The sequence below is a fragment of the Bacillus cereus group sp. RP43 genome (assembly GCF_040459645.1).
In the GTDB taxonomy this organism is placed as follows: Bacteria; Bacillota; Bacilli; order Bacillales; family Bacillaceae_G; genus Bacillus_A; species Bacillus_A mycoides_C.
Window position 1 is genome coordinate 666,758 of sequence record NZ_JARVHQ010000001.1, and the last position, 26,338, is coordinate 693,095.

The following is a 26,338-nucleotide window of genomic DNA, read 5'->3' on the forward strand; positions in this document are numbered from 1 at the left end:
CTTCTTGAACATATGTAATTACCCTTTCATTTGACGTGCTTTACCCGCGCAAAATGCACTGCTCAGTAAAAATAGCGTTGCGAATATAATACTTACTAATGTAGCATATGGAATTGCTCCTTTTAGAGAAAACCCCACGGTGATTGAAGCTATAAATAAGAGGATGAATGTTGTTGTTAATTTTTTATAAAGTTCCATAATATGTAGACCTCCGATTTATTTTGTAGTGTAAATTTAAAAATTAAATCTATTATGTAGAAAATATAAGGTGAGTTAAAGAGTAGCTAATGATGTGGAACCTAAGAAAAAATATAAAAAGTACACTCTTTTATTTTCCTTTTTGTGGGTTTACATACTTATATTGTATCATGCTTCATCGTTGGCTTCATACATAATCGTGTAAAGATATGTATGATAAAATGGAGAAAAGTCTTCAAGAAAGGAAAGATGAAAAATGAGTGTAACTGAACATAAAAAACAAGCACCAAAAGAAGTACGCTGTAAAATTGTTACGATTTCCGATACACGTACGGAAGAGACGGATAAGAGCGGACAGCTATTACATGAATTGTTAAAAGAAGCAGGTCATACAGTGACCTCTTATGAAATTGTAAAAGATGATAAAGAAAGTATTCAGCAAGCAGTGTTAGCTGGTTATCATAGGGAAGATGTAGATGTCGTACTAACCAATGGCGGAACTGGTATTACGAAGCGTGATGTAACGATTGAGGCAGTGTCAGTGTTATTAGATAAAGAAATTGTTGGATTTGGTGAGTTGTTTCGTATGATTAGTTATTTAGAAGATATCGGAAGCGCTGCGATGTTAAGTCGAGCAATCGGCGGTACGATTGGGCGCAAAGTAGTCTTCTCAATGCCGGGATCTAGCGGAGCAGTTCGTCTTGCGATGAATAAGTTGATTTTACCGGAGTTAGGTCATATTACATTTGAGCTGCATCGCCAATGAGTAAGTTTGCTGGAATTGTATTAGCAGGTGGTATGTCGAGTAGATTCGGTGAACCGAAAGCGCTAGCGAGCTGGGGTGGGAGTACTTTTGTTGAGCATATTTTGAAAGTGATGACCACTACGCTTCAAGGAGTTGTAGTCATTAGTCATTCTGATATAAAAGAGCGAGTGGAGCAATTAGTACAAGTTCCCGTTATAGAAGATATTCCGCATTATAAAGGAAACGGCCCACTTGCTGGAATTGTATCAGGAATGGAATATATCGAAGCAGATTGGTACGCTATTATGCCTTGCGATGCACCAAATGTTTCGCAAGAGTGGTTTACTATTTTATTAGAACAAACGAGTGATGAGTATGATGCGGTTGTGCCTATTATTAATGAAAGAAAACAACCGTTACTCGCGGCGTATCATTACCGTGTGAAAGAGAAGATTTACACTTTACTTCAGGAAGAGAAAAGAAGCATGGGGCAGCTTTTATCACAATGTAATGTGAAATATGTTGCCGGAGAAGATGTACAAGCAAATGCAGAATGGTTTATAAATGTGAATACGAAAGAAGAATATGCGCAGGTTCAAAAAAACCTTTCAAATGAATGAAAGGTTTTTTGATATACAGAAATTGGGGAACAATTACTGTATAAAGGTATGTGAGTAAGTTGATTTTAAGGGGAATTTCTTAAAATCATCATACAGTAAAAATACTATATAACCATATTTTAATTTTTATGGGTTTTTATTACAAGTATGTTTAGTTATGTATCTTTTTGATATAATGAATATAGAAATAAAGCGATATTTCACCTTATGTATCATTTAGTAAACTAAAATTTATAATTGTGTAATAAACTCTCTTCACGTTGTAAATAGCCAGTAAAGGTCACGTTTGTTTGCGGAACAGCTCCACGCAAACAATTATGAAAGTGATTCATATACATCTTTAGTTCTATACGATATACATAGAATATATTTACAAATATAACATTTGATGGGTGGCGGAATGAAGAGACCTGTTTTATACTAATATTGTGTCACCCCTTCCAAGGGACAGTGCACAGCCGGTGATTGGCTAATGGGAACATTCTCATTTTGCCAGTGCCGGTTTTTTAGTAGATAATGATGATAATAAAGTGAAACTATAATCAGTTGGGGTTTTGTTCATTCCCTACTGATTATTAGCCTTCACCAATCGGGCGTTTACGGGCGGCAGGGCTCCCACCTGACTTTTGAGGTGGGAGTCTTACTGCCCGCAAATAGCGGGATAAATTTTTTGAGGGAGGGATCGTTTTGAAAAAGATAGATTTTACTTCTATGAGAGAGCAAGTAGCTAGTTTTTATATTTATTCTATCTCTTTTCTTGGTTTAATTGCTTTTATCGTTTCTTTATTTTTAAGTAAAATGCCTTCTCATCTTATACTGCTTTTGTTGTTAATTATGTTTATGGGAATTACTGAGTATTTTCCTATCCGCATTTGGAGAGGCGGAATCACACTCAGCCTTACACTTATTTATACAATGAATTGGCAGTTTGGAATACATATAACTGTTGTTTCGTGTGTGTGTGTGATGTTATGTATCCAATTGTTTCGCCGCTTATCTATGCAAAGGACAGTATTTAATTGTGCGCAACTTGCTCTTAGTATCTTATTAGCAGAATGGCTTTCCAGTGGATGTTTCTCTCTTTTTATTTCTGGAATGAATCTTTCAGTTTTATATGAAAAATTCATAATTTTGTTTTTATTCAGCGCATTTCTTTGCCTTTTTAACGGTTTATTTTACGATCTTTTAATCATACTTCTTCCTCAGCCCTATCCGCTAGAAGAGTGGCGTAAAAAGAATATGTTAGTACTCTTGAGTTTGAGTTTTTGTTTATTTTATTCTTCACTTATACATATTTTAGATTACCGATATCGCGGAGTGATGGATGAAATTATGGTTCTGTTCTTCTTTTTCCCGCTTGTGGCAATCTGTATCATTAGCTCTTTCGTTAGACAAATACGGGTGGAAAAAGAACGATTATATAAGCTTTTTTCCATTACGACGGAATTAAGTCGTGGACTATCTGCTGGCAACTTACAGCAGATGAAACAATCACTGAAAGGATTTCTAGGAATACAGGCATATGTTTTATGGGCGAAAGATGAAGAGAACTGGACACTTTTATTAAAGGATGGAAAAGTACGTCGCGATATTTCTAATTATTCTGATCTGTATAAGGAGTTTGAAGAGATATCAGAAACTGTTGTTGTTACTGATTGGAAAACAGGTATGGCTCCGGGAGATGAAGTGTTTGAAAATACTATGCGCTCTCTTGTATATTTACCTCTTAAGGTAAATCATGAATTAGTTGGAATGTTTGTGGCAGGGAAAAGCAGGAGTGCGAGTTTTATTACTGAAGATGTACAGACTTTAGCTACGTTTGCTAATCAGTTAGGCAGCTTGCTTAAAACGCGGACACTCATCTCTGAACAGGAAAAAAGAACGATTTTAGAAGAACGAAATCGAATTGCTCGTGAAATCCACGATGGAATCGCACAAGCATTGGCCGGAGTGATATTTCAGATGGAGTCGGCTCAGAAAAAGTATGTAGATCGACCAAAAGACATGCAGCAAGTGGTAGATACAAGTATAAAAAAATTACGGAAGAGTTTAAGTGAAGTTCGTTATTCTATTTATGCTTTAAAGCCATATCCAACACAAAGATTAGGACTAAAACAAGCAATTATAAATAAAATTCAATCCTTAAAACAAGAATATGGTCTAGCCATTACATATCATGAAAGAGGCCGTTCTCGAAAACTTAGTTTTACGAAAGAACGGGTTATTTTCGATACTTTGCAGGAGAGCTTGCAGAACATTATAAAGCATGCAAAGGCAGATAAAGTTGACATTTTATTAAGCTATCAAAGGGAACATGTACTTTTAAAGGTAAAGGATAACGGAATTGGTTTTTCTCTTTTTGAATCCATGATTAAAGCAAAGCATGAGCCGCACTATGGTATATTACATATGAATGAACAGGCTGAACAGCTAGGGGCTGCCCTTCAAATTGATAGTTCAGCAGGAAAAGGGACAGAAATCACATTGTTAATTTCAGATTCAGAAATAGGGGAGGAGTATCATGATTCGAATATTAGTAGTGGATGATCATACTGTTTTGCGTGATGGAATTCGAAGTATATTGGAACTCGAATCTGATATGCGAGTAGTTGGAGAAGCTGTTTCCGGGGATGAAGTAGTAAAAAAAGTGGAAGAGTGTAGGCCGGATTGTATCTTAATGGATATTAATTTACCAGGAAAAAATGGTATTGAGGCTACATCACTCGTGAAAGATCAATATCCGAACTGCCGTGTTCTCGTATTGACTATGTATGAACATGATGAATACTTGATGGCTGCTCTTCGGGCAGGTGCAGACGGTTACTTACTGAAGGATTCATCATCCGAGCAGGTAGTGGCGGCAATCCGAATGGTATTACAAGGAGATTCTGTGATTCATCCGCGTATGACTAAAAAGTTGATTACATATCATCAGCAAACGAAATCAGAATCAAATGAAAATGAACTAACAGAGCGTGAAAAAGAAATACTATTTGAATTGGTCAAAGGTCTTAGCAATAAGGAAATTGCTGAAGCTCTATATATCAGTGACAAGACAGTTAAAATCCATGTTAATAAGATTTTCAGAAAACTAAATGTGAAAAGCCGTTCACAAGCAGTCATATATGCCGTGCGAAATCAGCTTGTTCCATTTTCTTAAATAAAAATCATTTAAAAGAACTACCCCGCACTTTATTATTTTACTCAAAATAATAAAGTGCGGGGTAGTTCTTTTGTACTATACGGTATAGAACTAATAACTAAAAAAATATTACTTTTTGATAATTTTCAGAAAAGTTTTAATTTTGTAAGATAAGAAAGTAGAGTTGTAGCCTAATAGCTTCGGAAATTTATGTTATGCAATAACTACAGATACAAATAAATTTAGATGGGGGAACTTGTATGAAGAGAGGGAAATTTGGGAGGGTTCTTACAGGAACGTTAGCTGTAGGTATGCTATTGTCACAAGGTATTCCGTATAATGTATTGGCAGAAAGCGCGCTTGAACTGAAGCCAGTTGATAATGCGGAACAGGTACTAATGAATCTGTCTTCAGAACAAAGAAAGGCGTTGGAACAGTTAGATGTAAGTCCTAATTTTACGATTTCACCTGATATTGATTCTAATAGTCCGGAATTAGTTAACGTTATCGTGGAATTCAATCAGGCTCCGGCGAAAATTGAAGTGATGAAACAAGCAGCGAAAGGGAAGAAAATAGCTGCTACTACTGCCCAAGCAAAAGTGGATGAAGAGCATAAAGTGTTCAAACAACATGTCGAATCTTTAAAATCGAAGAAGGATGCCGGTACGTACGATACGAAAAAAGTGGAAATCACACGCGAATATAAAAATGCGATCAACGGTGTAGCGATGACTTTACCTGGTGTGGCTGTGCAGGAATTGATCCAATCTGGAGTAGTAAAACGTGTCTATAAAGATTATGAAGTAAAAGTGGAACCTCCGGTAGAAACGAAAGAAACAATCGATCCGAAAATGGCAGACAGCATCCCGCAAATTGGCGTGGACAAGCTTCATGCAGAAAATATTATGGGTAAAGGAATTAAAGTTGGCGTTCTTGATACAGGTGCTGACTACAATCATCCTGACTTAAAAGATGCCTATAAAGGCGGATATGATTTTGTAGATAACGATGCAGATCCGATGGAAACGACGTACGAGGATTGGATAAAAGCTGGTAAGCCAGAATATCCAGGCTTAGTGTATTATACAAACCACGGTACACATGTAGCGGGGACAATCGCAGCTCAAAAGAAAAACAATGCGGATTATGCTGTAAAAGGTGTGGCACCTGAAGTTGACCTATATGCTTACAGAGTATTAGGCCCTTGGGGTGGAGGGAATTCTGCGGGGATTCTTGCTGGAATCGATAAAGCGATTACAGATGGTATGGATGTCATCAACATGTCGCTTGGTGCGCAGACGAACGATCCGTTATATGCCACTTCTGTCGCAGTAAATAACGCCATGCTTTCAGGTGTGGTGACAGTTGTTGCCGCAGGTAACGCCGGACCAAACGAAAAAACGCTCGGTTCCCCGGGAACGGCAGCTCTTGGTATTTCAGTAGGGGCAAGTGATGCTGCTATGTCTATTCCTACATTCAGCGGGAGTGTATCTAACGAAAAATTCGAAAATATGCAGCTATTAGGTAAAGATTTTCCGGATAAGTTAGAAGATCTTGGGGGACAATCGTTACCGATTGTATTTGCGGGACTTGGTAAACCAGCTGATTTTACGGGGAAAGATCTTAACGGAAAAGTTGCGTTAATTCAGCGCGGAGAAATTACGTTTGATGAAAAAATTAAAAATGCAAAAAATGCTGGAGCAAAAGCGGTTATTGTATATAACAATGTCGACGGACAAATATCTGCCTACTTAGGTGAGGGGATAGGTCTTATTCCATCTTTCCGTCTGTCAAAAGCGGATGGAGAACGGTTAAAGGCGTTAGGTGAAGTATCTTTCAAATTCGAAACGCTGGGCAATACAAAAACGGAAGGTGATCACTTAGCTGATTTCAGCTCCCGTGGGCCGGTAAATGGGAATTATGACATTAAGCCAGATGTAGTCGCTCCTGGCGTGTCGGTTTTCTCTACTGCACCGGAATATATTAACGATCCGCAGGACGGCATAAATTACGGCAATGCATATGTACGCTTGTCTGGTACTTCTATGGCGAGTCCTCACGTAGCAGGTACAGCGGCATTGATTTTGCAACAGCATCCGAATTATACTCCTTTCGATGTAAAAGCGGCTCTTATGAATACATCCAATGATTTGAATGGCCAGAATTCCGTATACGAAGTGGGTGCGGGGCGCATTGATGCGTATGAAGCTGTTCATACGGACACATCTATCAAAGTATTGGACAAAACAAAAAATATCGAGAACGGAAATGTTGTTGAAATTGACGAACAAACAGGCTCGATTATGTTTGGCAGACTTTTTAAGCAAGATGATAAACCAATTGAGGCAAGCAAAAAAGTAAATGTCCAAAACAACGGCAAAGAAGAAAAATCCTTTAAAGTAGAAGTGGAGTATCACGGTGAGCGTACAGGCATTCAAGATGCAGTGAAGAATGGAATACAAGTTGAGGTACCGGCATCTCTTACAGTGGCAAGCGGACAAACACAGGAACTGCAGCCAAAAATTACGATTCCTGCTAGCGCAGCGAAAGGCAGATATGAAGGATATATTCATGTAACGAATGCGAACAATCCGGCCGAAACATATCAAATCCCATTCGCTGTCATGGTGACGGAAAAGGGATTTGAATATATAAAAACGAGTGCACCATCTGTAACAAATAATACACCTTTCTGGGATCTTTTAAACACTACGGTCCACGGAATAATGAAGTTGAATAGTCCGATGCAAACAATCGATGTGCTTGTTAAGGACAGTAAAACAGGGAAAGCTGTAGGTTTTGTAGGAACAGCGAACACTAGTAAGTTGCACACGGACAAAGAAACTTTTCTTGTAGGAGCATTCAGCGGCATTGTCTATCCATTTACAAATGATCCTTCCAAGCCGATTAGCGATATTCCTGTGAAGCTTCCAGAAGGCGATTATATACTGGAAACGATTGGGCACGATGAGGAAGGGAAATCATATGTTGCAGATAATCCACTTATTTTGGACAATACAGCACCGGAAGTGAACATGGATAAAAAACCGGGTGTGATTGAAGTGAATGACTCCATGTTTACGGAAGAAGATGGAAAGAAAGCAGTATGGCTGCATGGAACTGCTAAGGATGCGACAGTGGATCTATTGAAATCAAAAGGTTTAAACTATGACCAATCATCTAACATCATGGAGTACTATGCAAACTCTGGAATGGTAGGTGGAAGCTTCCCAATCCAAGCAAATGGAGATGTGAAATTCGGTATTGAGGCAAATGATATTGCAAAAAAACCTCTAAATTTGACTTTGAATACGTTTGATATTGCAACGACATTTAATAAGCAAAGCTATGTCTTCGTAAAAGAAGGTACAGAGTATACGACTTCTAGTTATGATAAGAAAGACGTAAAAATCGGCGATACAGTTACGATGACACTTAGTCTCAATAATGTGAAGCAATTTGTATCTGGGGAATTCCAGGTGGAATTCATGAACGATTTGTATAAGTTTGAGAATGTGAAACTGAACAATGCGGCAAACGAGTACGCGAAGGAAAAAGGCTTGGAAGTATCGCTGCAAGAACCTGTGGTGAAAGAAGGAACTAACACCAATACGGTGAAAGTCGGCGCATCTATGAAAGGGAATGCATTTAGCGGTATGGACGGCGATATGCCTTTCCTTGATGTAACGCTCAAATTAGTAAGTGATGCATATTACAATAATGCTACCAAATTTAATGTACAACAGGCGTCTTATATGAAAGCGGGACAAACAGCACCTACTGCCATTTCTTATTTAAATACGGAAAGCTTTAACATCATTCCGACGCATTCGAGAGTGCTGGGTCCTATCAAGCCGGAAGCATTTTTGACAGCAAGCGGTTCTTTGAAAGCAGGAGATTATACAAAAATAGGTGCCCAAGTATATGTGCTGTCCCCAAAAGGTAAAAAATATAAGGGAACAATTGATAGTAAAGGGGCATATACGATTAATGGTATCCCAGCTTCTACTGAAGCACACACAGTTGTTGTCGATGTTCCGGGACATCTGAAAGTGATGAATAAATTCATTCCTGGATATTCTGTAAACGGTGAGGTGCGCGGGCAATATTTTAGATTAGGCGCTAAAGGTCTTGCAGGAGATGTGAATGGTGACAGATTGATTGATATTCGAGATATGCAAAGTGTAGTCGATGTATACGGTAAAAAGGATGCATCCATCTTGCCGCAAGATCTCAATCAAGACGGTGTCGTAGATGAGACAGATGTCCGCTTCATTGAGAAAAACTTCTTGCAAAAAGAAGTCGATGTTCCAGAAGTGGTTAAGCCGAAAGAAACAATCGGTAAAAAAGGTCTGGCAGACTTCCTGCGCCAGATTGGTTTAGAGCCGAAATCAAAGTAATACAGTGAAACTTCTATTAGTGGGGGATTTTCTTCATCCCCCCACTAATGATTTCTCACTTAATCTAATGATAGATTTTATCTACTATATTTTTATACAAAGTAAGATTAATAGCTTTAAAGGTTACTTCTTTTGTTTGATTTTCAGAATGGCATCTTAGTTTACTAGTTTCACGGATTGTTTGTAAAACAATTATATGAAGAAAAGAGGATGAGCTATGAAGAGAAGAAAAAAAGGGAAGCTTCTTATAGGAACGTTAGCTGTAGGTATGCTATTGTCACAGGGGATTCCGTATAACGTATTGGCAGAAAGTCCGGTTGAACTGAATCCAGTTGATAATGTGGAGACAGTCCTGAAGAGTCTATCGGCAGATCAAAGAAAGGCTTTAGAGCAATTGGATGCAAATCCTAACTTTACGATTTCACCTGATATTGATACTAATAGTCATAAATTAGTTAACGTTATCGTGGAATTCAATCAAGCTCCAGCAAAAATTGAAGTGATGAAACAAGCGGCGAAAGGGAAGAAAATAGCTGCTACTACTGCGCAAGCAAAAGTGGATGAAGAGCATAAAGTATTTAAGCAACATGTCGAATCTTTAAAATCGAAGAAGGATGCCGGCACGTACGATACGAAAAAAGTGGAAATCACACGTGAATATAAGAATGCAATCAACGGTGTAGCGATGACGTTACCTGGTGTGGCTGTGCAGGAGTTGATCCAATCTGGAGTAGTAAAACGTGTCTATAAAGATTATGAGGTAAAAGTGGAACCTCCGGTAGAAACGAAAGAAACAATCGATCCGAAAATGGCGGACAGCATTCCGCAAATTGGTGTGGACAAGCTTCATGCAGAAAATATTATGGGTAAAGGAATTAAAGTTGGCGTTCTTGATACAGGTGTTGACTACAATCATCCTGACTTAAAAGGTGCCTATAAAGGCGGATATGATCTTGTTGATAACGATGCAGATCCGATGGAAACAACATATGAGGATTGGATAAAAGCTGGTAAGCCAACAACTCCTGGTTATGTATATTATACAAACCACGGTACACATGTAGCGGGAACAATTGCAGCTCAAAAGAAAAACAATGCAGATTACGCTGTAAAAGGTGTGGCACCTGATGTAGATTTATATGCTTACAGAGTACTAGGACCATGGGGCGGAGGAAATACAGCGGGAGTCCTTGCTGGGATGGATAAAGCGATTGCAGATGGTATGGATGTCATCAACATGTCGCTAGGTGCGCAGACGAACGATCCGTTATATGCCACTTCTGTTGCAGTAAATAATGCCATGCTTTCAGGAGTGGTGACAGTTGTTGCCGCAGGAAACAATGGACCAAACGAAAAAACGCTCGGTTCCCCGGGAGCGGCAGCTCTTGGCATTTCAGTAGGGGCAAGTGATGCTGCCATGTCCATTCCTACATTCAATGCAAGTGCAGCGAGCGAAAAATTTGAAAATATGCAGCTATTAGGGAAAGACTTTCCTGATAAGTTAGAAGATCTTGGGGGACAATCGTTACCGATTGTATTTGCAGGACTTGGTAAGCAAGCTGATTTTACAGGGAAAGATTTAAATGGAAAAGTTGCGCTGATTCAGCGCGGGGAAATAACGTTTGATGAAAAAATTAAAAATGCTCAAAAAGCCGGAGCGAAAGCTGTTATCGTGTATAACAATGCTGACGGACAAATATCCGCCTACTTAGGTGAGGGGGTAGGTCTTATTCCATCTTTCCGTCTGTCAAAAGCAGATGGAGAACGGTTAAAGGCGCTAGGTGAAGTATCTTTCAAATTCGAAACGCTAGGAAATACAAAAACGGAAGGTGATCACTTAGCTGATTTTAGCTCACGCGGACCGGTAAACGGAAATTATGACATTAAGCCGGATGTAGTCGCTCCTGGTGTGTCGGTTTTCTCTACTGCACCGGAATATATTAACGATCCGCAGGACGGCATAAATTACGGCAATGCATATGTACGCTTGTCTGGTACGTCTATGGCTACTCCTCACGTGGCGGGTACAGCAGCATTGATCCTGCAGCAGCATCCAGAATACACACCTTTCGATGTAAAAGCGGCTCTTATGAATACATCCGATGATTTGAATGGCCAAAATTCCGTATACGAAGTAGGCGCAGGGCGCATCGATGCGTATGAAGCCGTTCATACGGACACATCCATTAAAGTATTAGACAAAACACAAAATGTCGAGAACGGAAATGTTGTCGAAATTGACGAACAAACAGGCTCTATTATGTTTGGCAAACATTTTAAGCAAGGTGATAAACCAATTGAAGCGAGCAAAAAAGTGACTGTTCAAAACAACGGTAAAGAAGAAAAATCTTTTAAAGTAGAAGTAGAGTATCACGGTGAGCGTACGAGCATTCAAGATGCAGTGAAGAATGGAATACAAGTTGAGGTACCGGCATCTCTTACAGTGGCAAGCGGAAAATCACAGGAACTGCAGCCGAAAATTACGATTCCTTCTAGTGCAGCGAAAGGCAGATACGAAGGATATATTCATGTAACGAATGCGAACAATCCGTCCGAAACGTATCAAATTCCATTCGCTGTCATGGTGACGGAAAAGGGATTTGAATATGTAAAGACAAGTACACCATCCGTAACAAATACAACACCTTTTTGGCAAGGCTTATACCCTTTTGTTCACGGGTCAATGAAGTTGAATAGCCCGATGAAAACAATCGATGTGCTTGTTAAGGACAGTAAGACAGGGAAAGCTGTAGGTTTTGTAGGAACAGCGGACGCCAGCAGATTACTGACAGATGTAGAAACTTTTCTTATGGGTATATTCAGCGGTACTGTCTATCCATTTACAAACGATCCTTCTAAGCCAATTGGCGATCTTCCTGTGAAGCTTCCAGCAGGCGATTATATACTGGAATTGATTGCGTACGATGAGGAAGGGAAATCATATGTTGCAGATAATCCGCTTATCGTGGACAATACAGCACCGGAAGTAAATATGGATAAAAAACCGGGTGTAATTGAGGTTAATGACTCCATGTTTACGGAAGAAGATGGACAAAAAGCGGTATGGCTGCATGGAACAGCTAAGGATGCGACAGTGGATGTATTGAAATCGAAAGGCTTAAACTATGACCAATCATCCAACAGCATGGCTTACTCTGCAAACTCTCCATTCATAAATGGGTACTTCCCGATCCAAGCGAATGGAGATGTAAAATTCGGTATTGAGGCAAGTGATATTGCAACAAAACCTCTAAATTTGACTTTGACTACGTCTGATATCGCAACGGCAGTTGGTAAACAAAACTATGTCTTTGTAAAAGAAGGTACGGAATATACGACTTCTAGTTACGATAAGAAAGATGTAAAAGTCGGCGATACAGTTACGATGACACTTAGTCTCAATAATGTGAAGCAACTTGTATCCGGGGAATTCCAGGTGGAATTCATGAACGATTTGTATAAGTTTGAGAATGTAAAACTGAACAATACGGCAAACGAGTACGCGAAGGAAAAAGGCTTGGAAGTATCGCTGCAAGAACCTGTGGTGACAGAAGGAACTCTCAAGAATACGGTGAAAGTTGGCGCATCTATGAAAGGGAATGCATTTAGCGGTATGGATGGCGATATGCCTTTCCTTGATGTAACGCTAAAATTAGTAAGTGATGCATATTTTGATAATGCTACCAAATTTGCTGTAAAGCAGGCGTCTTATATGAAAGCGGGACAAACAGCAGCTACTACCATTTCTTATTTGGATACGGAAAGCTTTAACATCATTCCAACGCATTCGAAAGTGCAGGGTTTTATCGGACCGGAAGCATTTTTGAGAAATGACGGTAGTTTGCCAAAAGGTGATTATACAAAGATCGGTGCCCAAGTATATGCAATGTCTCCACAAGGTAAAAAATATAAGGGAACAATTGATAGTAGAGGGGAATACACCATTAAGGGTATCCCAGCTTCTACTGAAGCACACACAGTTGTTTTCGATGTTCCGGGACATCTCAAAGCGATGAAGAAATTCATTCCTGGATATTCTGTAAACGGTGAGGTGCGCGGGCAATATGTTGGAGCACGTGCTAAAAATCTTGCAGGGGATGTGAATGGTGACAGATTGATTGATATTCGCGATATGCAAAGTGTAGTTGATGTATACGGTAAAAAGGATGCATCCATCTTGCCACAAGACATCAACCAAGACGGTGTCGTAGACGAGACAGATGTCCGCTTCGTTGAGAAAAACTTCTTGCAAAAAGAAGTCGGTGTTCCAGAAGTAGTTAAGCCAAAAGAAACAATTGGTAAAAAAGGACTGGCAGATTTCTTACGTCAGATCGGTCTAGAACCGAAGAAATAAAAATAGGGTGACCTAGGAGTGGTTGTTGATAAAAGAGGGGGAAATTTCATCTTCTGCAAATATCGATAGTCGCTCCTGAATGAAACACTAAGTTCTTTATTAAGAACTTAGTAACTATCTAAAAGGCATCAAATAAGGAAACAATTTGTTTTTACCTCATATGGGCCTATCAACTTTTTAGTAGTTTAAATATTATAAAAATAGGGGGATTATTAAAATGAATCTTAAGAAAAAACTTGGTATGGGTGTTGCATCTGCAGCTCTTGGTTTATCTTTAATCGGAGGCGGAACGTTTGCGTACTTCAGTGATAAAGAAGTATCAGAAAATACATTTGCGGCTGGTACGTTAGATTTGAGCATTGATCCACAAGTTATCATCGATGTTGACAAAATCAAACCAGGTGATCAAATAGAACGCGATTTCCACTTAATCAACAACGGTACTTTGAAAATTAAGGACGTTCATCTTCTTACTGATTACACTGTAACAGATGCAAAAGGTGATAATGGAAATGCTGATTTCGGTGATCATGTCAAAGTGGAGTTTTTATGGAACATAGACAAGAACACAGTTCCTGTATGGGAAACTACTTTGTCTGAATTGAAACAAGCTACTGCTGATGGCAACTTGCCTGATCTTGTAGAAAAAGGTGTCGTAAACTGGGAAGGAAACGGACTTGCTCCAGGCAAGGATGACACTTTCTATGTGAAATTCATATTTGAAGATAATGGAGAAGATCAAAACGTATTCCAAGGAGATACATTGAAATTGAACTGGACGTTTGACGCGGCTCAGACAAAAGGGGAAGAAAAATAAGTTCGAATTTTATTCATTATATGTATGTACCAACTGAACCGCTAAATAAAAGCGCAAGATAAAAAGAGGTCACACTTCGAAGTGTGATCTCTTTTCCTATATTTTGTACAATATAGGAGTTTCACTTGCAAATTGATGATACATAAGCCGCGTTTAAGCTAGCATTTCCGCTTTTCGACTTTGAATAACATCATCATAATGAATGAGTAAATCACTGGAAATTTCATCCCAGCTTTGTGTAGCAGCATAAGAGTGAGCATCTTGGCTCATTTGTTTACGCATTTCTTCATTATTTAACAATTCATAAATAGATGATAAAAATGAGTCCTCATTTTTGGGTTCACATAGAAATCCAGTTTTTTCATCTGTAATAATATTTTTAACCCCGCCACTATTCGCACCAATAACAGGTGTACCACATGCAAGTGATTCAAGTACGACGTTCCCAAATGTTTCAGTAGTAGATGGAAATACCATTAGATCAGAGGAAGCGTAGGCTTCAGCTAAATATTCACCTTGTAAATATCCAGTAAAGGTTACATTTGTTTTTGGAACATTTTCATGCAGGCCCTTTGCGAGAGGACCATCTCCAGCGATGAGCCAATGAATATCATCACGTTCTTTGTTCGTCGTTTGAATAAGTGTTTGAAGAGTGTCGATATCTTTTTCAGGAGCAAGGCGTCCGACGTAGGAAAGAATATATTCCGCTGTAATATTATATTTTTTTCGGAATAGGTCTTTATTGTAAGTGGGATGAAAGAGAGTGCAATCTACACCACGTCCCCAAATATAGAGGGCCTGAAATCCTTTATTCTTTAATTGATGTAATGTTTCAGGAGAAGGAACAAAGTTTTTTTGCATATGACTATGAAACCACTTTAAATAGTTCCATAGCATATTGGAGAGAAATTCGATTTTGTAATAGCGTAAATAGGCGTCAAAATCAGTATGATAAGAACCGACAACCGGGATATTTAACTTTTTGGCATAATATAATCCACAAAGTCCCATATTGAAAGGCGTAGCAATATGAATGATATCAGGTTTAAAGGCAAGAAGTTCCCGTCTAATGCGCGGAGTAGGAAAGGCAAAGCGACATTCTGGATATAATATAGTTAGCGGGATACTTCTCATTTTGTTTACATTCGATACGAAATTCTCTTCTGCCGTATGTTGAGGGGCGAAAACAGAATACGCGATATTTTCTTTTTGAAAATATTTAGTTAAACGTTCCAAAGTTTTCGCCACACCGTTGACTTGTGGTGTAAATGTATCGGTAAATATGGCGACTCTCATCATATCGCTCCTTTACATGAGTGGAATGAGTTGATAAAAAGAGATGATGCCAGAGCAAGTGCCGAGGCACATGCCTACAAATACATCTGACGGATAATGAAGTCCTAAATAAATACGGGAAATACCGACGCATAGCGCTAACGGTAATAGAAAAGCAAGCAAGTTTGGATTATAGCAAATAAATGGAATGAGGACAGAGAAAACAGCCGTTGTATGTCCGGATGGAAAAGAATGATCTTTTAATGGATAAACTGGATATTTCGCATCCTGAATTGTCAAATAAGGACGTTTTCGTGGATACCATCTTTTTAATATTTGCACTGGAATATGGCTAATTGTTAAAGAAATAGCAGTTGCAATTGCAGCTTGATGTAAATTCCCTGTTGCGAAAATTAAAAAGAAAAGTGTGAGTGTAATAGAGAAGGTAGCACCACCGATATGGGTAATATTGCTGAAAAAGATGTTTAATGTTTTTTGATCAAAGTAGCGATTAATTCCTTTGAAAATGTAACATTCTATTTTATATAGTCCACTGACCTTCATGAGATTTTTCCTCCCTCATTTACATATATATGGAGTTATTAACTTCTATTTTAATAAGATTTTATTGAGGGGATAATAAGGTTTTGTAAAGAAAAAGTTAGATTTTTTCATAAAAAAAGCTGCCAATCTTATGGCAGCGATAAAATCACTTTTGTAACGATTTATAATATTGTCCTTTTTCAACGTATTGTGTGCGGATACGTTCCATATCTTTACGGTCCTCTTCTGTTAATTCGCGAATGACCTTCGCAGGACGACCGAAAGCTAACGTATTAGGAGGGATTTTCTTTCCTTGTGAAACGAGACTACCAGCACCGATGAAAGCTCCTTCACCAATTTCAGCACCATCTAATATGATAGATCCCATTCCAATTAAAGCATCTTTTTTAATATGACAGCTATGTAAAATAACTTGATGACCAACTGTAACATCATCTTCCAAAATAAGAGGATACTGGGGACTTTGGTGAAGTGTACATTGATCTTGTACATTTACTCTATTTCCAATTATCGTTGGTGATACATCACCGCGGATGACTGTATTAAACCAAATACTAGATTCTTCGCCAATTGTCACATCGCCTGTAATGGTAACATAATCAGCGATAAAAGCACTACTCGCAATTTTCGGATTTTTTTCTTTGTAAGGATATATCATGTAAAGCCTTCCTTTCCTAGAGACTAGTTTTAGTGTATCAAATTATGAAAAAGAGTGAAATGGAGGAGTTTCGTATGTGGAACTATGAAGCGGAAGAAGCGAAAGCCGTCATTATTATAGTGCATGGTGCTATGGAATATCACGGACGTTATGAAGCAGTTGCAGAAATGTGGAATCATAGCGGTTATCACGTCGTTATGGGGGATCTTCCAGCACACGGAACAACTTCAAGAAATAGAGGACATATCGATTCATTTGATGAATACATAGAGGAAATAAAGTTATGGGTGAAAGAAGCAAGAAAATATAGATTGCCTATTTTTTTATTTGGTCATAGTATGGGAGGACTTGTCGTTATTCGTATGATGCAAGAAACGAAAAGAGAGGACATAGATGGGATTGTATTAAGTTCGCCTTGTTTAGGAGTATTAGCTGCACCTTCTGCTCCGCTTCGTGCTGCTTCAAAAATATTAAATGTCGTTGCTCCAAAATTGCAATTTGCAACAAATCTCACTGTAGAAATGTCAACTCGTAACCATGAAGTGAGGGATGCGATGGAGAATGATTCATTGTTCTTGCGCAAAGTATCAGTACGTTGGTATAGTGAATTGATTAAGTCTATTGAGATTGTTCATGAGAAAATAGATGATTTTCCAGATGTTCCACTCTTGCTAATGCAGGCGTGTGAGGATAAACTTGTAGATAAAACACGTGTCCGTACATGGTTTGATAATGTTAAAATTAGTGATAAGGCATATAAAGAATGGCCTAATTGTTATCATGAGTTATTAAATGAGTATGAGCGTGATGAAATTTTGAATTATATTCAGTCATTTACTGAAATACATGTCAATAATATAGTAAAAACAAACAAATAAATCATTATTTGTACATTTAATAGAGGAGATGAAGGAAGAAGTGAACGTACCGAGTAATCCCATAACGCTCATGGCGAAAGTATACCGTGATGTGTTTCCGGTTGTACACCATGAGCTAGCGATGTGGAAAGAGCGTGCCTACCATATTCCAAATGATGAGCTTCATAGTCAGGCAATCGCAAGTATTGAGAATAAAACGTTTCATTGCGAGGGCGGTGGTATTTTAGCGCTGTTAGCAAATGAGCACCGAGAGGAATGTATTCGTTTTATTGTAGCGTATCAAACGATTAGCGATTATTTAGATAATTTATGTGACCGCAGTACATCACTTGATCCAAAAGATTTTGCCGCTCTTCATGAGTCGATGATAATGGCATTAAGCCCTGAAGTTGAAGGGGGCGGTAATTATTATCGTTACCGTGATGATCAAGATGATGGTGGTTATTTAGATGAACTCGTTGAAACATGCCAAGATGTTTTAAAGAAAACGAAGCACTATGATAAAATTGCTCCTGTTCTTCATGAACTTGCTTGTTATTATTGTGATTTGCAAATTCATAAACACGTGAAATTAGAAGAAAGAGAACCACGCTTAAAAACATGGTTTGAAGCACATAAAGAAAACTTACCACCGATGAGTTGGTTTGAGTTTTCAGCATGTGCGGGTTCTACACTTGGAATCTTTTGTCTTGTAGCATATGCATTTCATGATGAATTACATGATGAGGATATTGAGAAAATTAGACAAGGGTATTTTCCTTACGTACAAGGACTTCACATTTTACTTGATTATTTCATCGATCAAGAAGAAGATCGCATCGGTGGAGATTTGAATTTCTGTAGTTATTATGAAAACGAACAAGTAATATTAGAACGCATGAAGCACTTTGTAGAAGAAGCAGAAAAGAGCATTGGTGATTTGCCTCATGCGAAGTTTCATCGTCTCATAAGCAGAGGATTACTTGGTATTTATTTATCAGACCAAAAAGTATCAGCGCAAAAGAATATGCACAAAATGGCACGGCGCATTGTAAAATACGGAGGTCTCACTTCACGATTCTTCTACTGGAACGGGAAGATGTACCGAAAGAAAATGGCGCAGTGATGAAGAAAACCACTCTTGTAGAGTGGTTTTTTTGTTATAATATGGTAAAGAAGGTGATGGAAATGAAGCGATTGTTTCAAAAGCTATATGACAATATTGAAGTAACGTTACTCGTGCTACTTTCCATTTCATTTGTAACTGGAATGTATATGATGATGAATAAAGCTGGCGGTCCGACAATGATGGATTATGTGGCTCAAGTTATCATTGCATTAATTATTATAGTAGATATTGTCTTTTTAATAAGTGGTAGAAAAAAAGAAAATAGTAAATAAAAAAGCATTTGTACACGGGAGTACAAATGCTTTTTCATTATGACCGTATTTTTGAAAATACATATATAAGAAGTTCAATCGCAAAAATAACTAACACAGATAGTCCGAATAAAGGCATGACAGCGCCTAATATAACCATCATGATAAAGAAAACGAATGTGCTTTTCTTATCTCTTTGTTTAGGAGGTGCTGCTAATTTTCCTTTCGGCTTTCTTGCTAACCACATTTTTACTCCGTAATAGATGAGAAGTAATAAAGATAATGTCGTTAGTAGGCACAATATTTTATTTGGCCATCCGAATAAATGACCTTCATGAAGCGGGATACCGTAAGTGAACCATTGTGCAAATAATCCATAATCACGATAGTCCGTTTTGGAAATAAGTTTTCCGCTATATTGATTAAAATAAGCAGTTATTTCTTCATTTGGTGCGACATGCATCCCCGTAATACCAGAACCGCTCGATTTCGAAACGGTGAATACACCTTTCGGATCAGCCGGTAATGAGATAACGTATGGCTTCTTTATTTCAATTCCTTTTTGTAACTCATCAATTGGAATGGCTTTTGGCTCATTTGAATTCGATTCAGGAGGAGCTTCTTTTCTTGTTGCCCACGGCAATTCTTTTACCTTCGATTCAGGCGGTGCCATATACAACTTTGGATATCCAATCGATTCATTCGATGATGCGATTTTATAAATTTGGTTACCCATAAATCCTGACCACGGTAATCCAGATGCGACTAGCAAAACGAGAGGAATTGTAAATATAATACCGATAATAGAATGACGTCGTTTTGCTTTTTCTCGCTTATTGGATGCTGGTGTGTTTTTGAACTGGCGTATACTCATATACAACCCAGTTACGATTAAAAAGATTGTCCAGCATGCCGCAAGCTCTACAATGTAGTTAACGACAGTACCACCAACTAAAAGAGAACTATGTAATTCCCTCATTATATTGGCAAACGTTTCACTTGCATTTTGATCTCCAACAATTTGATTATTGCTATCTAAATACACATATTTTTGTTGCCCAGTATATTCATTTGCAATGGTAAGTCTCGTATTATAATCCCCATTAAACTCACTAATTTTTGCCACACTATAGTGTGGATACTTTTTCTCTGTTAAGGAAAGCGAATCAGACATCGAAATAGATTCTGTTTGGGCGCTCTTCCCAAAATATAAATCTTTATAGATGAAATCTTCAACTTCTTCTCGAAATAAATACCCAATTCCGCTCAGTGACAAAGTAATAAGAAGCGGCGTAATAAAAAGACCAGCGTAAAAATGCCAACGCCAAAAAATGTAATGAAGCGAACGATTTACTTTCATACTTTCAGTTCCCCTAACCTTCCCTATATGAATAACTACTTATTTAATATAGCGAGATTAAGTGTGATTACTTTGAAAGAATTGTGAAGAAAGTTAAAAGTTTTTAGGGCAGATTGTATCGGCGAGACATACAATACGCAATGCAAAGCTTAGTGGAATGAATCAGCTCTTCAGTTCCTTTTTGTATCCTAATTTGAAGTGCCTTTTGAAAATAAGTAAGGGAGGTGTGGAAGTCACCCTCATCTAATTTCCTTTTTCCGTAATTAATGATGCTATAGTATGTTGTTCTTAGGAAGTGCTTTCTATGAATAGTTAGCAGTAAAACTCCAACATAGCACTATGTTGGAGTTTTATTACGATTGAGAGGGTGAAGCAATTGCGAGGTTAATCATTCAACAAGCAGGATGTACAAATAAAAAAATAACCGCTTGTGGATCAATAGTTTAGAAGTAGATGATACTAAAAAAGGTTTTCAGAATTTAAAGCCTGGTTCAGATTATGAGCGCATGTTTGCTGAAGCGCAAGTACGTCAAATTAGCGATTGGATTATTGGAATGAATGCTAGTTAGGTTATATACACTTCTCTTACGTAAGAAAGGCGTTCAAGGTGTTTATACGAGTACAAACACCTGCGTTGTGTTTGATAAACAAGCGACAGCAGGAAATTAAAAACTTTAAGCCAACGCCTTTCTTTGAATTGGAAGCGCAATTTACTTCTGAAAACAATAGCCAGCAAGATATATTCATTGGGACCTCCTTATATTTTCTACATACATCCTAACAACCGCTTTCGCAAGACATTGAGCAGAATCTACAAAGCCCTCATTCGCCACTACATTCAAATCAGTACATGCGATAATAGCGGTATCAACTTCATCTCGCAATTGTAAAACGAGCGCATTCCACAATTTGCGAGCTTCTTCAATTTCTCCAGATTTAATACAAGTAATAATTTGATTAATCATTTCCTGCCATTTTTCATTATGAATGTACTCTATATTACGTTTTGCAATCCCGTCTTGGTAAAGCCCCGCTTGAACTGTTGCTTCTGTTGCGAGAAGAGCGACTTTTTTTGTATTTTCAGGAATTGCTTTTAACGTCTCATCGACTATATTCAAAATAGGAATGGTAATAGAACGCTGTAATTCCTCGAAATAAAGATGCGCTGTATTACATGGCATTGCGATGAAATCTACACCAGTACTTTCAAGTTTTTGTGCCCCTTTAATAATCGCTTTTTTCATCGCTTCGTGATCAATAGGGCGATCCATATAAAACGGTGTTGGGCACGAATAAATCATCATATGAGGAAAGTCCATATCATGCTTTGCTCCGTATATTGTTTGGCACCCTGCTACAACTGTATCGACGAATGGTCCAGTTGATTTTGGCCCCATTCCTGCTAGTATTCCGATCATTTTTTCGTCTCCTTTAATATTGTATATATCCATTATATAGGAGGATAAAAAAAGACGTGCAGTGAGTGCACGTCTTTTTTTGTATGTTTTGTCGAATCGTCGATATATTATCGTTTCTCAATCGCTACAATGAATGGCGGGTTATTTTGCTGGTTAATGAAGCCGTATCGCAAAACGTGAGCTTGCTTTTGATCTAGTTCTTCTGCAAATGTGAGAACAGCGTCACGCTCTACTTGTCCTTCTGGATGACCGTGGTAAATGACAAGGACGATGATACCTTCTGGTGCCATTACGTCTAATAATTGTTCGATAGCCGAGATTGTTGAGTTCGGTTTTGTGACGATATGTTTGTCACCGCCAGGAAGGTAACCTAAGTTGAAGATTGCTCCTGTTACTTTTCCCTTTGCGTCGTCCGGTAATATGGATAGAAGTGTATCGTGACTATCGTGAACTAAAACAGTACGTTCGAAAAGTTCTTTTTCTTTCAGGCGGATAGTAGAACTTTCGATTGCTTCTTTTTGAATATCAAATCCAAATACTTTTCCGTTATCTCCAACGATTTCAGCTAGGAAGCAAGTGTCATGTCCATTGCCAAGTGTTGCATCTACTGCGTAATCGCCTTCTTTAACAGCCGTTTGCAAGAGAGTGCGAGCAAACGGTAATACACGTTCTAATTTCATTTTTGTTTCTCCTCATTTGCATATTTTCCTTGCCAGCTTCCGCGGCGTACAAATTCTGCATCGATGGAATTTAATACTTCCCATTTATTTAAGCTCCACATTGGGCCGATCATTAAATCAGGCGGACCGTCACCTGTGATGCGGTGCACAATTACGTCTTCTGGAATAATTTCAAGTTGGTCAACAACGAGACTTACGTAATCTTCAAGAGATAGGAATTCTAGTTGTCCTTTTTCATATTGCTTCACCATTGGCGTTCCTTTTAGTAAATGAAGTAAATGAATTTTAATTCCTTGTACGTCAAGCTTTGCAACTTCACGAGTGGTTTCCATCATCATGTCGTAATCTTCAAGGGGAAGACCGTTAATAATATGTGAGCAAACTCTAATGCCATGCTTGCGTAATTTATTTACGCCTTCCACATAAGATGGATAATCGTGAGCACGATTAATAAGATTTGCAGTACGTTCATGAACAGTTTGTAGTCCGAGTTCAACCCAAAGATACGTGCGTTTATTTAAGTCCGCTAAATATTCAACAACATCGTCAGGTAAGCAATCTGGACGAGTTGCGATAGAAAGACCGACAACGTCTTTTTCTGCTAGAAGCGGTTCGAATTTTTCTTTTAATACTTCAAGTGGTGCATGTGTATTTGTGTATGCCTGGAAATAAGCGATACATTTTCCGTCTTTCCACTTTGAGTGCATTTTTTCTTTCATTTCATGATATTGCGTTATAACATCATCGCGGCGATCGCCAGCGAAGTCACCAGATCCAGCAGCACTACAAAACGTGCAGCCGCCGTAAGCAACTGTACCGTCACGGTTCGGGCAATCAAAGCCAGCATCTAATGAAACTTTAAAGATTTTTTCACCAAATTCATTTCGTAAGTGGTAATTCCATGTATGATAACGTTTATTGTCGTTTGTATATGGAAAAGGGTTTTGAACCTTCATTACTTTCCCTCCTAAGACGAGTCAAAATGAAACAAATAAAATCCATTATAACATACTCATAAGGTTCAGATGGAAGGGATACACTAAAGGGGAATTGAAGCAAGGAGGGACAATTATGGCAGAGCGTCAATCACTTGAATCGTATATTACACAGGCGGAACAAGCGGTGGAATATGCGAAAGAGCAATTAGATCTTGGTATGAGACAAGAGCATTACAATACGATGGAGTATTCAGATGCACAGTTACAATTAGAACAAGCATATAACGATTTACAAACGATGCAACAACATGCGAATGATGAGCAACGTGAGCAGTTAAATAGAGCACGTATGGCAATTCGCCAATTGCAACATCAAATGATTATTACACCGCACTAATAAGGAGTGAATGTAATGGCGAAACGTTCAGATCAAAATAACCCAGAGCAAAAAACACAAAATGGACATAACGCTGAATTTTCGAATGAGCTTGATCCAGTTGTGCAAGTGAAACAGCGCAACAGTAAAAAAGGACAACCTCAAAGATCGAAGCAATCAGAGTAGACCAGGTCGCAATATGACCTGGTTTTATTTTATCCCGCTATTTGTGGGCAGTAAGACTCCCACCTCAAAATTCGGCTGGAGCAAAGAAGTTAGGTGGGAGCCCTGCTGCCCGTAAACGCCCGATTGGTGAAGGCTAATAATCAGTGAGGGATGAACAAAACCCCCACTGATTAAAGTTTCACTTTATTATATTACAATAATGTAAGATTCTTGTAAGGTTTGTCGATAGTTATAAGCACACTTCTCCAGTAGAGTAAGGAAGGATTAAATTTTATACAAGGAGTTGCTTTATGGGGAACAATATTACAAACAAACGAATTGATGAGTTAGATTACATTCGTGGTTTCGCACTACTGGGGATTATTTTAGTAAATATTCTTGCATTACTTAACATTAAAATTCCAGATCCTAATACAGTGGATGCGAGTTATCAAAGATTTCTATACTTATTTGTAGAAGGTCGTTTCTTCTCAATCTTCTCATTCTTATTTGGAGTAGGATTCTATATCTTTATTTCAAGAGCGATTGCAAAGGGGAAAAATGGGTATATTTTATTTTTACGCCGCATAGTTGCGTTATTTATTTTTGGTGTGATTCATCAAATGTTTCAACCTGGAGAAGCACTAGCGTTATACGCAATTTGCGGGTTAATTGTTTTACCGTTTTATAAAGCGAAAAAAGAAGTGAACCTAGTACTAGGACTTGTTTTGACAATTGTCTTCAGTGTAATGGGAGTTAAAGAACTATTACCACTTGGCTTAATTTTATTAGGGCTTGCTGCAGGACAATATCGTGTATTTGAAAATCTCACGCAAAATATAAAGCAAGTCGCTATTTTTACAGGTATTATGTTTGTTTTAAGTGTCGTAGCTGTATGGTATCAATATGGGCATGTTCCTGCTGAACCATTTATAAATATGATACTTGAGAATGAGGATGGAACAATGAATGCTGCAAGCCAATTTTTAAAAATTGGTGTTACAGTTGGACCGATTATTTCAGCTTTCTATGTTGGAGCATTAATTTTATTACTTCAATTAAAACTAGTTCAAACCTTGTTAGCGCCACTGAAATATTACGGTCGTATGGCTTTAACGAATTATATTGGACAAACTGCAATGATTTTAATCGCAGGAAGTGTATTTAACTTTGCAGAAAACTTAACGTACATGCAGACGTTATATGTGTGTATTGCAATTTATGCAATTCAAATTGTGTTTAGCGTAATTTGGATGAAAATCTTTAAAATGGGTCCACTAGAATGGATTTGGCGTGTTATTACGTATTGGACGGTAACACCTTTAAAGAAATAAAGATAGAAATGGGCTGTTCCATAAACGGAACAGCCCATTTTTTATTGTCATCTTTCGTCGGTAAGTCGATATTCCTTGTCGCATAGCTGATAAAAGTAAAATTATCGCCAATAAAATTTCATTTATTAATGAAGGAAGTGAATTTATTTAAAATGAAAAAGCTTACCTTACACGCGCACCTTTTTTATATTACAAAAGTGTAAGGTAATTGTAATGTTAACAAATAGCAGTTCCCCTCCAAAAGGTGCAAAATAGGTAATGGAAAAACAAGCGTAGGAGGATATATATGACGAAACCAGTTGTAGACGTAAAAAACGTTCAAAAAGTGTACGGTAAAAAAGGTGAGAACCAATCACATGCGTTAAAAGGTGTTTCATTCTCAATTCAAGAGGGTGAGTTTGTCGGAATTATGGGACCATCGGGTTCTGGTAAAACGACATTGTTAAATGTAATTTCAACGCTTGATAAAGCAACGGGCGGTGTTGTTGAAATTGCGGGTACGGATATTACGGAAATGAAACAAGGTGAGCTTTCAGATTTCCGTTCGCAAAAGTTAGGATTCATCTTCCAAGACTTTAACTTATTAGAGAATTTATCTATTTATGAAAACATTGCACTTCCACTTTCCCTTCAAGGTGTTCCATCACGTAATATTGGACCGAAAGTAGAGAAAGTAGCGGATATGTTAGGGATTACAGAAATACTTCAAAAGTATCCATCTGAAGTATCTGGTGGACAGAAGCAGCGTTCAGCAGCAGCACGCGCTTTAGTGCATGAACCGGCAATTATTTTAGGGGACGAGCCAACAGGAGCTCTTGATTCTAAAAATGCAGCAAGTTTACTGGATGCGATGACAAACTTAAATGAAGAACAAGGCGTATCTATTATGATGGTTACGCACGATCCATATAGTGCAAGTTACTGTCAGCGTATTTTATTCATTCAAGATGGTGAGCTATATAAAGAAATTCACCGTGGTGGTACACGTGAAGAGTTTTATAAAGAAATTTTAGATGTGCTTGCAGACTTAGGTACACAAAAAGCGTAAGAAAGGAGA

Annotated in this window: 22 protein-coding genes and 1 pseudogene; 15 read left to right on the plus strand and 8 right to left on the minus strand. The window is 38.2% G+C overall.

What is annotated here, in order from left to right; translation table 11 throughout:
* Nucleotides 1-18: 18 nt before the first annotated feature.
* Nucleotides 19-198 carry a hypothetical protein gene (locus tag QCI75_RS03460; RefSeq protein ID WP_000424797.1) on the minus strand — a complete coding sequence of 60 codons (180 nt, stop codon included), beginning with the start codon at nucleotides 196-198 and terminating at the stop codon, nucleotides 19-21.
* 256 nt (nucleotides 199-454) lie between these two features.
* Here QCI75_RS03460 and QCI75_RS03465 point away from each other — a divergent pair, with 256 nt between their 5' ends.
* The 7 genes from QCI75_RS03465 (at nucleotide 455) to QCI75_RS03495 (ending at nucleotide 14,276) form a co-directional block, all read left to right on the plus strand.
* Entirely contained in the window at nucleotides 455-964 is a 510-nt protein-coding gene (locus tag QCI75_RS03465; RefSeq protein WP_144505806.1) for a MogA/MoaB family molybdenum cofactor biosynthesis protein, read from the plus strand.
* Nucleotides 961-1,563, plus strand: coding sequence for a molybdenum cofactor guanylyltransferase (locus QCI75_RS03470; protein ID WP_353759969.1), 603 nt, complete (start codon nucleotides 961-963; stop codon nucleotides 1,561-1,563). The genes QCI75_RS03465 and QCI75_RS03470 overlap by 4 nt, the downstream gene beginning before the upstream one ends.
* A 687-nt stretch (nucleotides 1,564-2,250) precedes the next feature.
* Nucleotides 2,251-4,110, plus strand: coding sequence for a GAF domain-containing sensor histidine kinase (locus tag QCI75_RS03475; protein ID WP_353759970.1), 1,860 nt, complete (start codon nucleotides 2,251-2,253; stop codon nucleotides 4,108-4,110).
* Complete coding sequence (locus QCI75_RS03480) at nucleotides 4,085-4,723, plus strand: response regulator (protein WP_071771107.1); 639 nt, start codon at nucleotides 4,085-4,087, stop codon at nucleotides 4,721-4,723. The genes QCI75_RS03475 and QCI75_RS03480 overlap by 26 nt, the downstream gene beginning before the upstream one ends.
* A 242-nt stretch (nucleotides 4,724-4,965) precedes the next feature.
* Nucleotides 4,966-9,105: a S8 family serine peptidase gene (locus QCI75_RS03485; protein WP_353759971.1), complete on the plus strand. Its 4,140-nt coding sequence runs from the start codon at nucleotides 4,966-4,968 to the stop codon at nucleotides 9,103-9,105.
* A gap of 217 nt (nucleotides 9,106-9,322) precedes the next feature.
* The gene (locus QCI75_RS03490; RefSeq protein WP_353759972.1) at nucleotides 9,323-13,459 is read left to right on the plus strand and encodes a S8 family serine peptidase; all 4,137 of its coding nucleotides are present in this window, start codon (nucleotides 9,323-9,325) and stop codon (nucleotides 13,457-13,459) included.
* 217 nt (nucleotides 13,460-13,676) lie between these two features.
* Nucleotides 13,677-14,276, plus strand: coding sequence for a TasA family protein (locus tag QCI75_RS03495; protein WP_144505811.1), 600 nt, complete (start codon nucleotides 13,677-13,679; stop codon nucleotides 14,274-14,276).
* A 153-nt stretch (nucleotides 14,277-14,429) separates the two neighbouring features.
* Here QCI75_RS03495 and QCI75_RS03500 read toward each other — a convergent pair whose 3' ends face one another.
* From QCI75_RS03500 to QCI75_RS03510, 3 genes are all read right to left on the minus strand, one after another.
* On the minus strand, nucleotides 14,430-15,572 hold the full coding sequence (locus tag QCI75_RS03500) for a glycosyltransferase family 4 protein (protein WP_353759973.1): 1,143 nt from the start codon (nucleotides 15,570-15,572) through the stop codon (nucleotides 14,430-14,432).
* A 12-nt stretch (nucleotides 15,573-15,584) separates the two neighbouring features.
* On the minus strand, nucleotides 15,585-16,115 hold the full coding sequence (locus tag QCI75_RS03505; RefSeq protein ID WP_144508640.1) for a phosphatase PAP2 family protein: 531 nt from the start codon (nucleotides 16,113-16,115) through the stop codon (nucleotides 15,585-15,587).
* A 145-nt stretch (nucleotides 16,116-16,260) separates the two neighbouring features.
* Nucleotides 16,261-16,773, minus strand: coding sequence for a gamma carbonic anhydrase (locus QCI75_RS03510; RefSeq protein WP_098779673.1), 513 nt, complete (start codon nucleotides 16,771-16,773; stop codon nucleotides 16,261-16,263).
* Between the two features lie 74 nt (nucleotides 16,774-16,847).
* On the opposite strand from QCI75_RS03510, the gene QCI75_RS03515 reads away from it, so the two are divergent.
* Genes QCI75_RS03515 through QCI75_RS03525 form a run of 3 tightly spaced genes read left to right on the plus strand, consistent with a single transcriptional unit; the run spans nucleotide 16,848 to nucleotide 19,031 of the window.
* Entirely contained in the window at nucleotides 16,848-17,651 is an 804-nt protein-coding gene (locus tag QCI75_RS03515; protein ID WP_144508639.1) for an alpha/beta hydrolase, read from the plus strand.
* Between the two features lie 40 nt (nucleotides 17,652-17,691).
* Entirely contained in the window at nucleotides 17,692-18,756 is a 1,065-nt protein-coding gene (locus tag QCI75_RS03520) for a tetraprenyl-beta-curcumene synthase family protein (protein ID WP_144508638.1), read from the plus strand.
* 41 nt (nucleotides 18,757-18,797) lie between these two features.
* The gene (locus QCI75_RS03525) at nucleotides 18,798-19,031 is read left to right on the plus strand and encodes a hypothetical protein (protein WP_144508641.1); all 234 of its coding nucleotides are present in this window, start codon (nucleotides 18,798-18,800) and stop codon (nucleotides 19,029-19,031) included.
* 37 nt (nucleotides 19,032-19,068) lie between these two features.
* On the opposite strand, the gene QCI75_RS03530 is transcribed toward QCI75_RS03525, so the two are convergent.
* Nucleotides 19,069-20,370, minus strand: coding sequence for a PepSY-associated TM helix domain-containing protein (locus tag QCI75_RS03530; protein ID WP_144508637.1), 1,302 nt, complete (start codon nucleotides 20,368-20,370; stop codon nucleotides 19,069-19,071).
* A gap of 375 nt (nucleotides 20,371-20,745) precedes the next feature.
* On the opposite strand from QCI75_RS03530, the pseudogene QCI75_RS03535 reads away from it, so the two are divergent.
* Nucleotides 20,746-21,094, plus strand: a pseudogene (locus QCI75_RS03535) (DNA topoisomerase); the annotation flags it as partial.
* 19 nt (nucleotides 21,095-21,113) lie between these two features.
* Here the strand turns inward: QCI75_RS03535 and QCI75_RS03540 are convergent.
* The 3 genes from QCI75_RS03540 to mnmL form a co-directional block, all read right to left on the minus strand.
* A complete protein-coding gene (locus QCI75_RS03540) occupies nucleotides 21,114-21,788 on the minus strand; it encodes an aspartate/glutamate racemase family protein (RefSeq protein ID WP_353759974.1) in 675 nt (224 codons plus the stop codon).
* A gap of 107 nt (nucleotides 21,789-21,895) precedes the next feature.
* Nucleotides 21,896-22,468 (minus strand): tRNA 5-(aminomethyl)-2-thiouridylate-methyltransferase MnmM, encoded by a 573-nt coding sequence (gene mnmM / locus QCI75_RS03545; protein ID WP_353759975.1) that lies wholly within the window; start codon nucleotides 22,466-22,468, stop codon nucleotides 21,896-21,898.
* Nucleotides 22,465-23,424 carry a tRNA modification radical SAM protein MnmL/YtqA gene (mnmL, locus tag QCI75_RS03550; protein ID WP_002167527.1) on the minus strand — a complete coding sequence of 320 codons (960 nt, stop codon included), beginning with the start codon at nucleotides 23,422-23,424 and terminating at the stop codon, nucleotides 22,465-22,467. The genes mnmM and mnmL overlap by 4 nt, the downstream gene beginning before the upstream one ends.
* A gap of 115 nt (nucleotides 23,425-23,539) precedes the next feature.
* On the opposite strand from mnmL, the gene QCI75_RS03555 reads away from it, so the two are divergent.
* The 4 genes from QCI75_RS03555 to QCI75_RS03570 all read left to right on the plus strand — a co-directional run bounded on the left by QCI75_RS03555 (nucleotide 23,540) and on the right by QCI75_RS03570 (nucleotide 26,329).
* On the plus strand, nucleotides 23,540-23,803 hold the full coding sequence (locus QCI75_RS03555) for a YtzC family protein (protein WP_000840865.1): 264 nt from the start codon (nucleotides 23,540-23,542) through the stop codon (nucleotides 23,801-23,803).
* Nucleotides 23,804-23,818: 15 nt separating this feature from the next.
* On the plus strand, nucleotides 23,819-23,968 hold the full coding sequence (locus QCI75_RS03560) for a hypothetical protein (protein ID WP_001129345.1): 150 nt from the start codon (nucleotides 23,819-23,821) through the stop codon (nucleotides 23,966-23,968).
* Nucleotides 23,969-24,258: 290 nt separating this feature from the next.
* A complete protein-coding gene (locus QCI75_RS03565; protein WP_144508986.1) occupies nucleotides 24,259-25,281 on the plus strand; it encodes a DUF418 domain-containing protein in 1,023 nt (340 codons plus the stop codon).
* A 286-nt stretch (nucleotides 25,282-25,567) separates the two neighbouring features.
* Nucleotides 25,568-26,329 (plus strand): ABC transporter ATP-binding protein, encoded by a 762-nt coding sequence (locus tag QCI75_RS03570; RefSeq protein WP_144508987.1) that lies wholly within the window; start codon nucleotides 25,568-25,570, stop codon nucleotides 26,327-26,329.
* Nucleotides 26,330-26,338 lie beyond the last annotated feature (9 nt).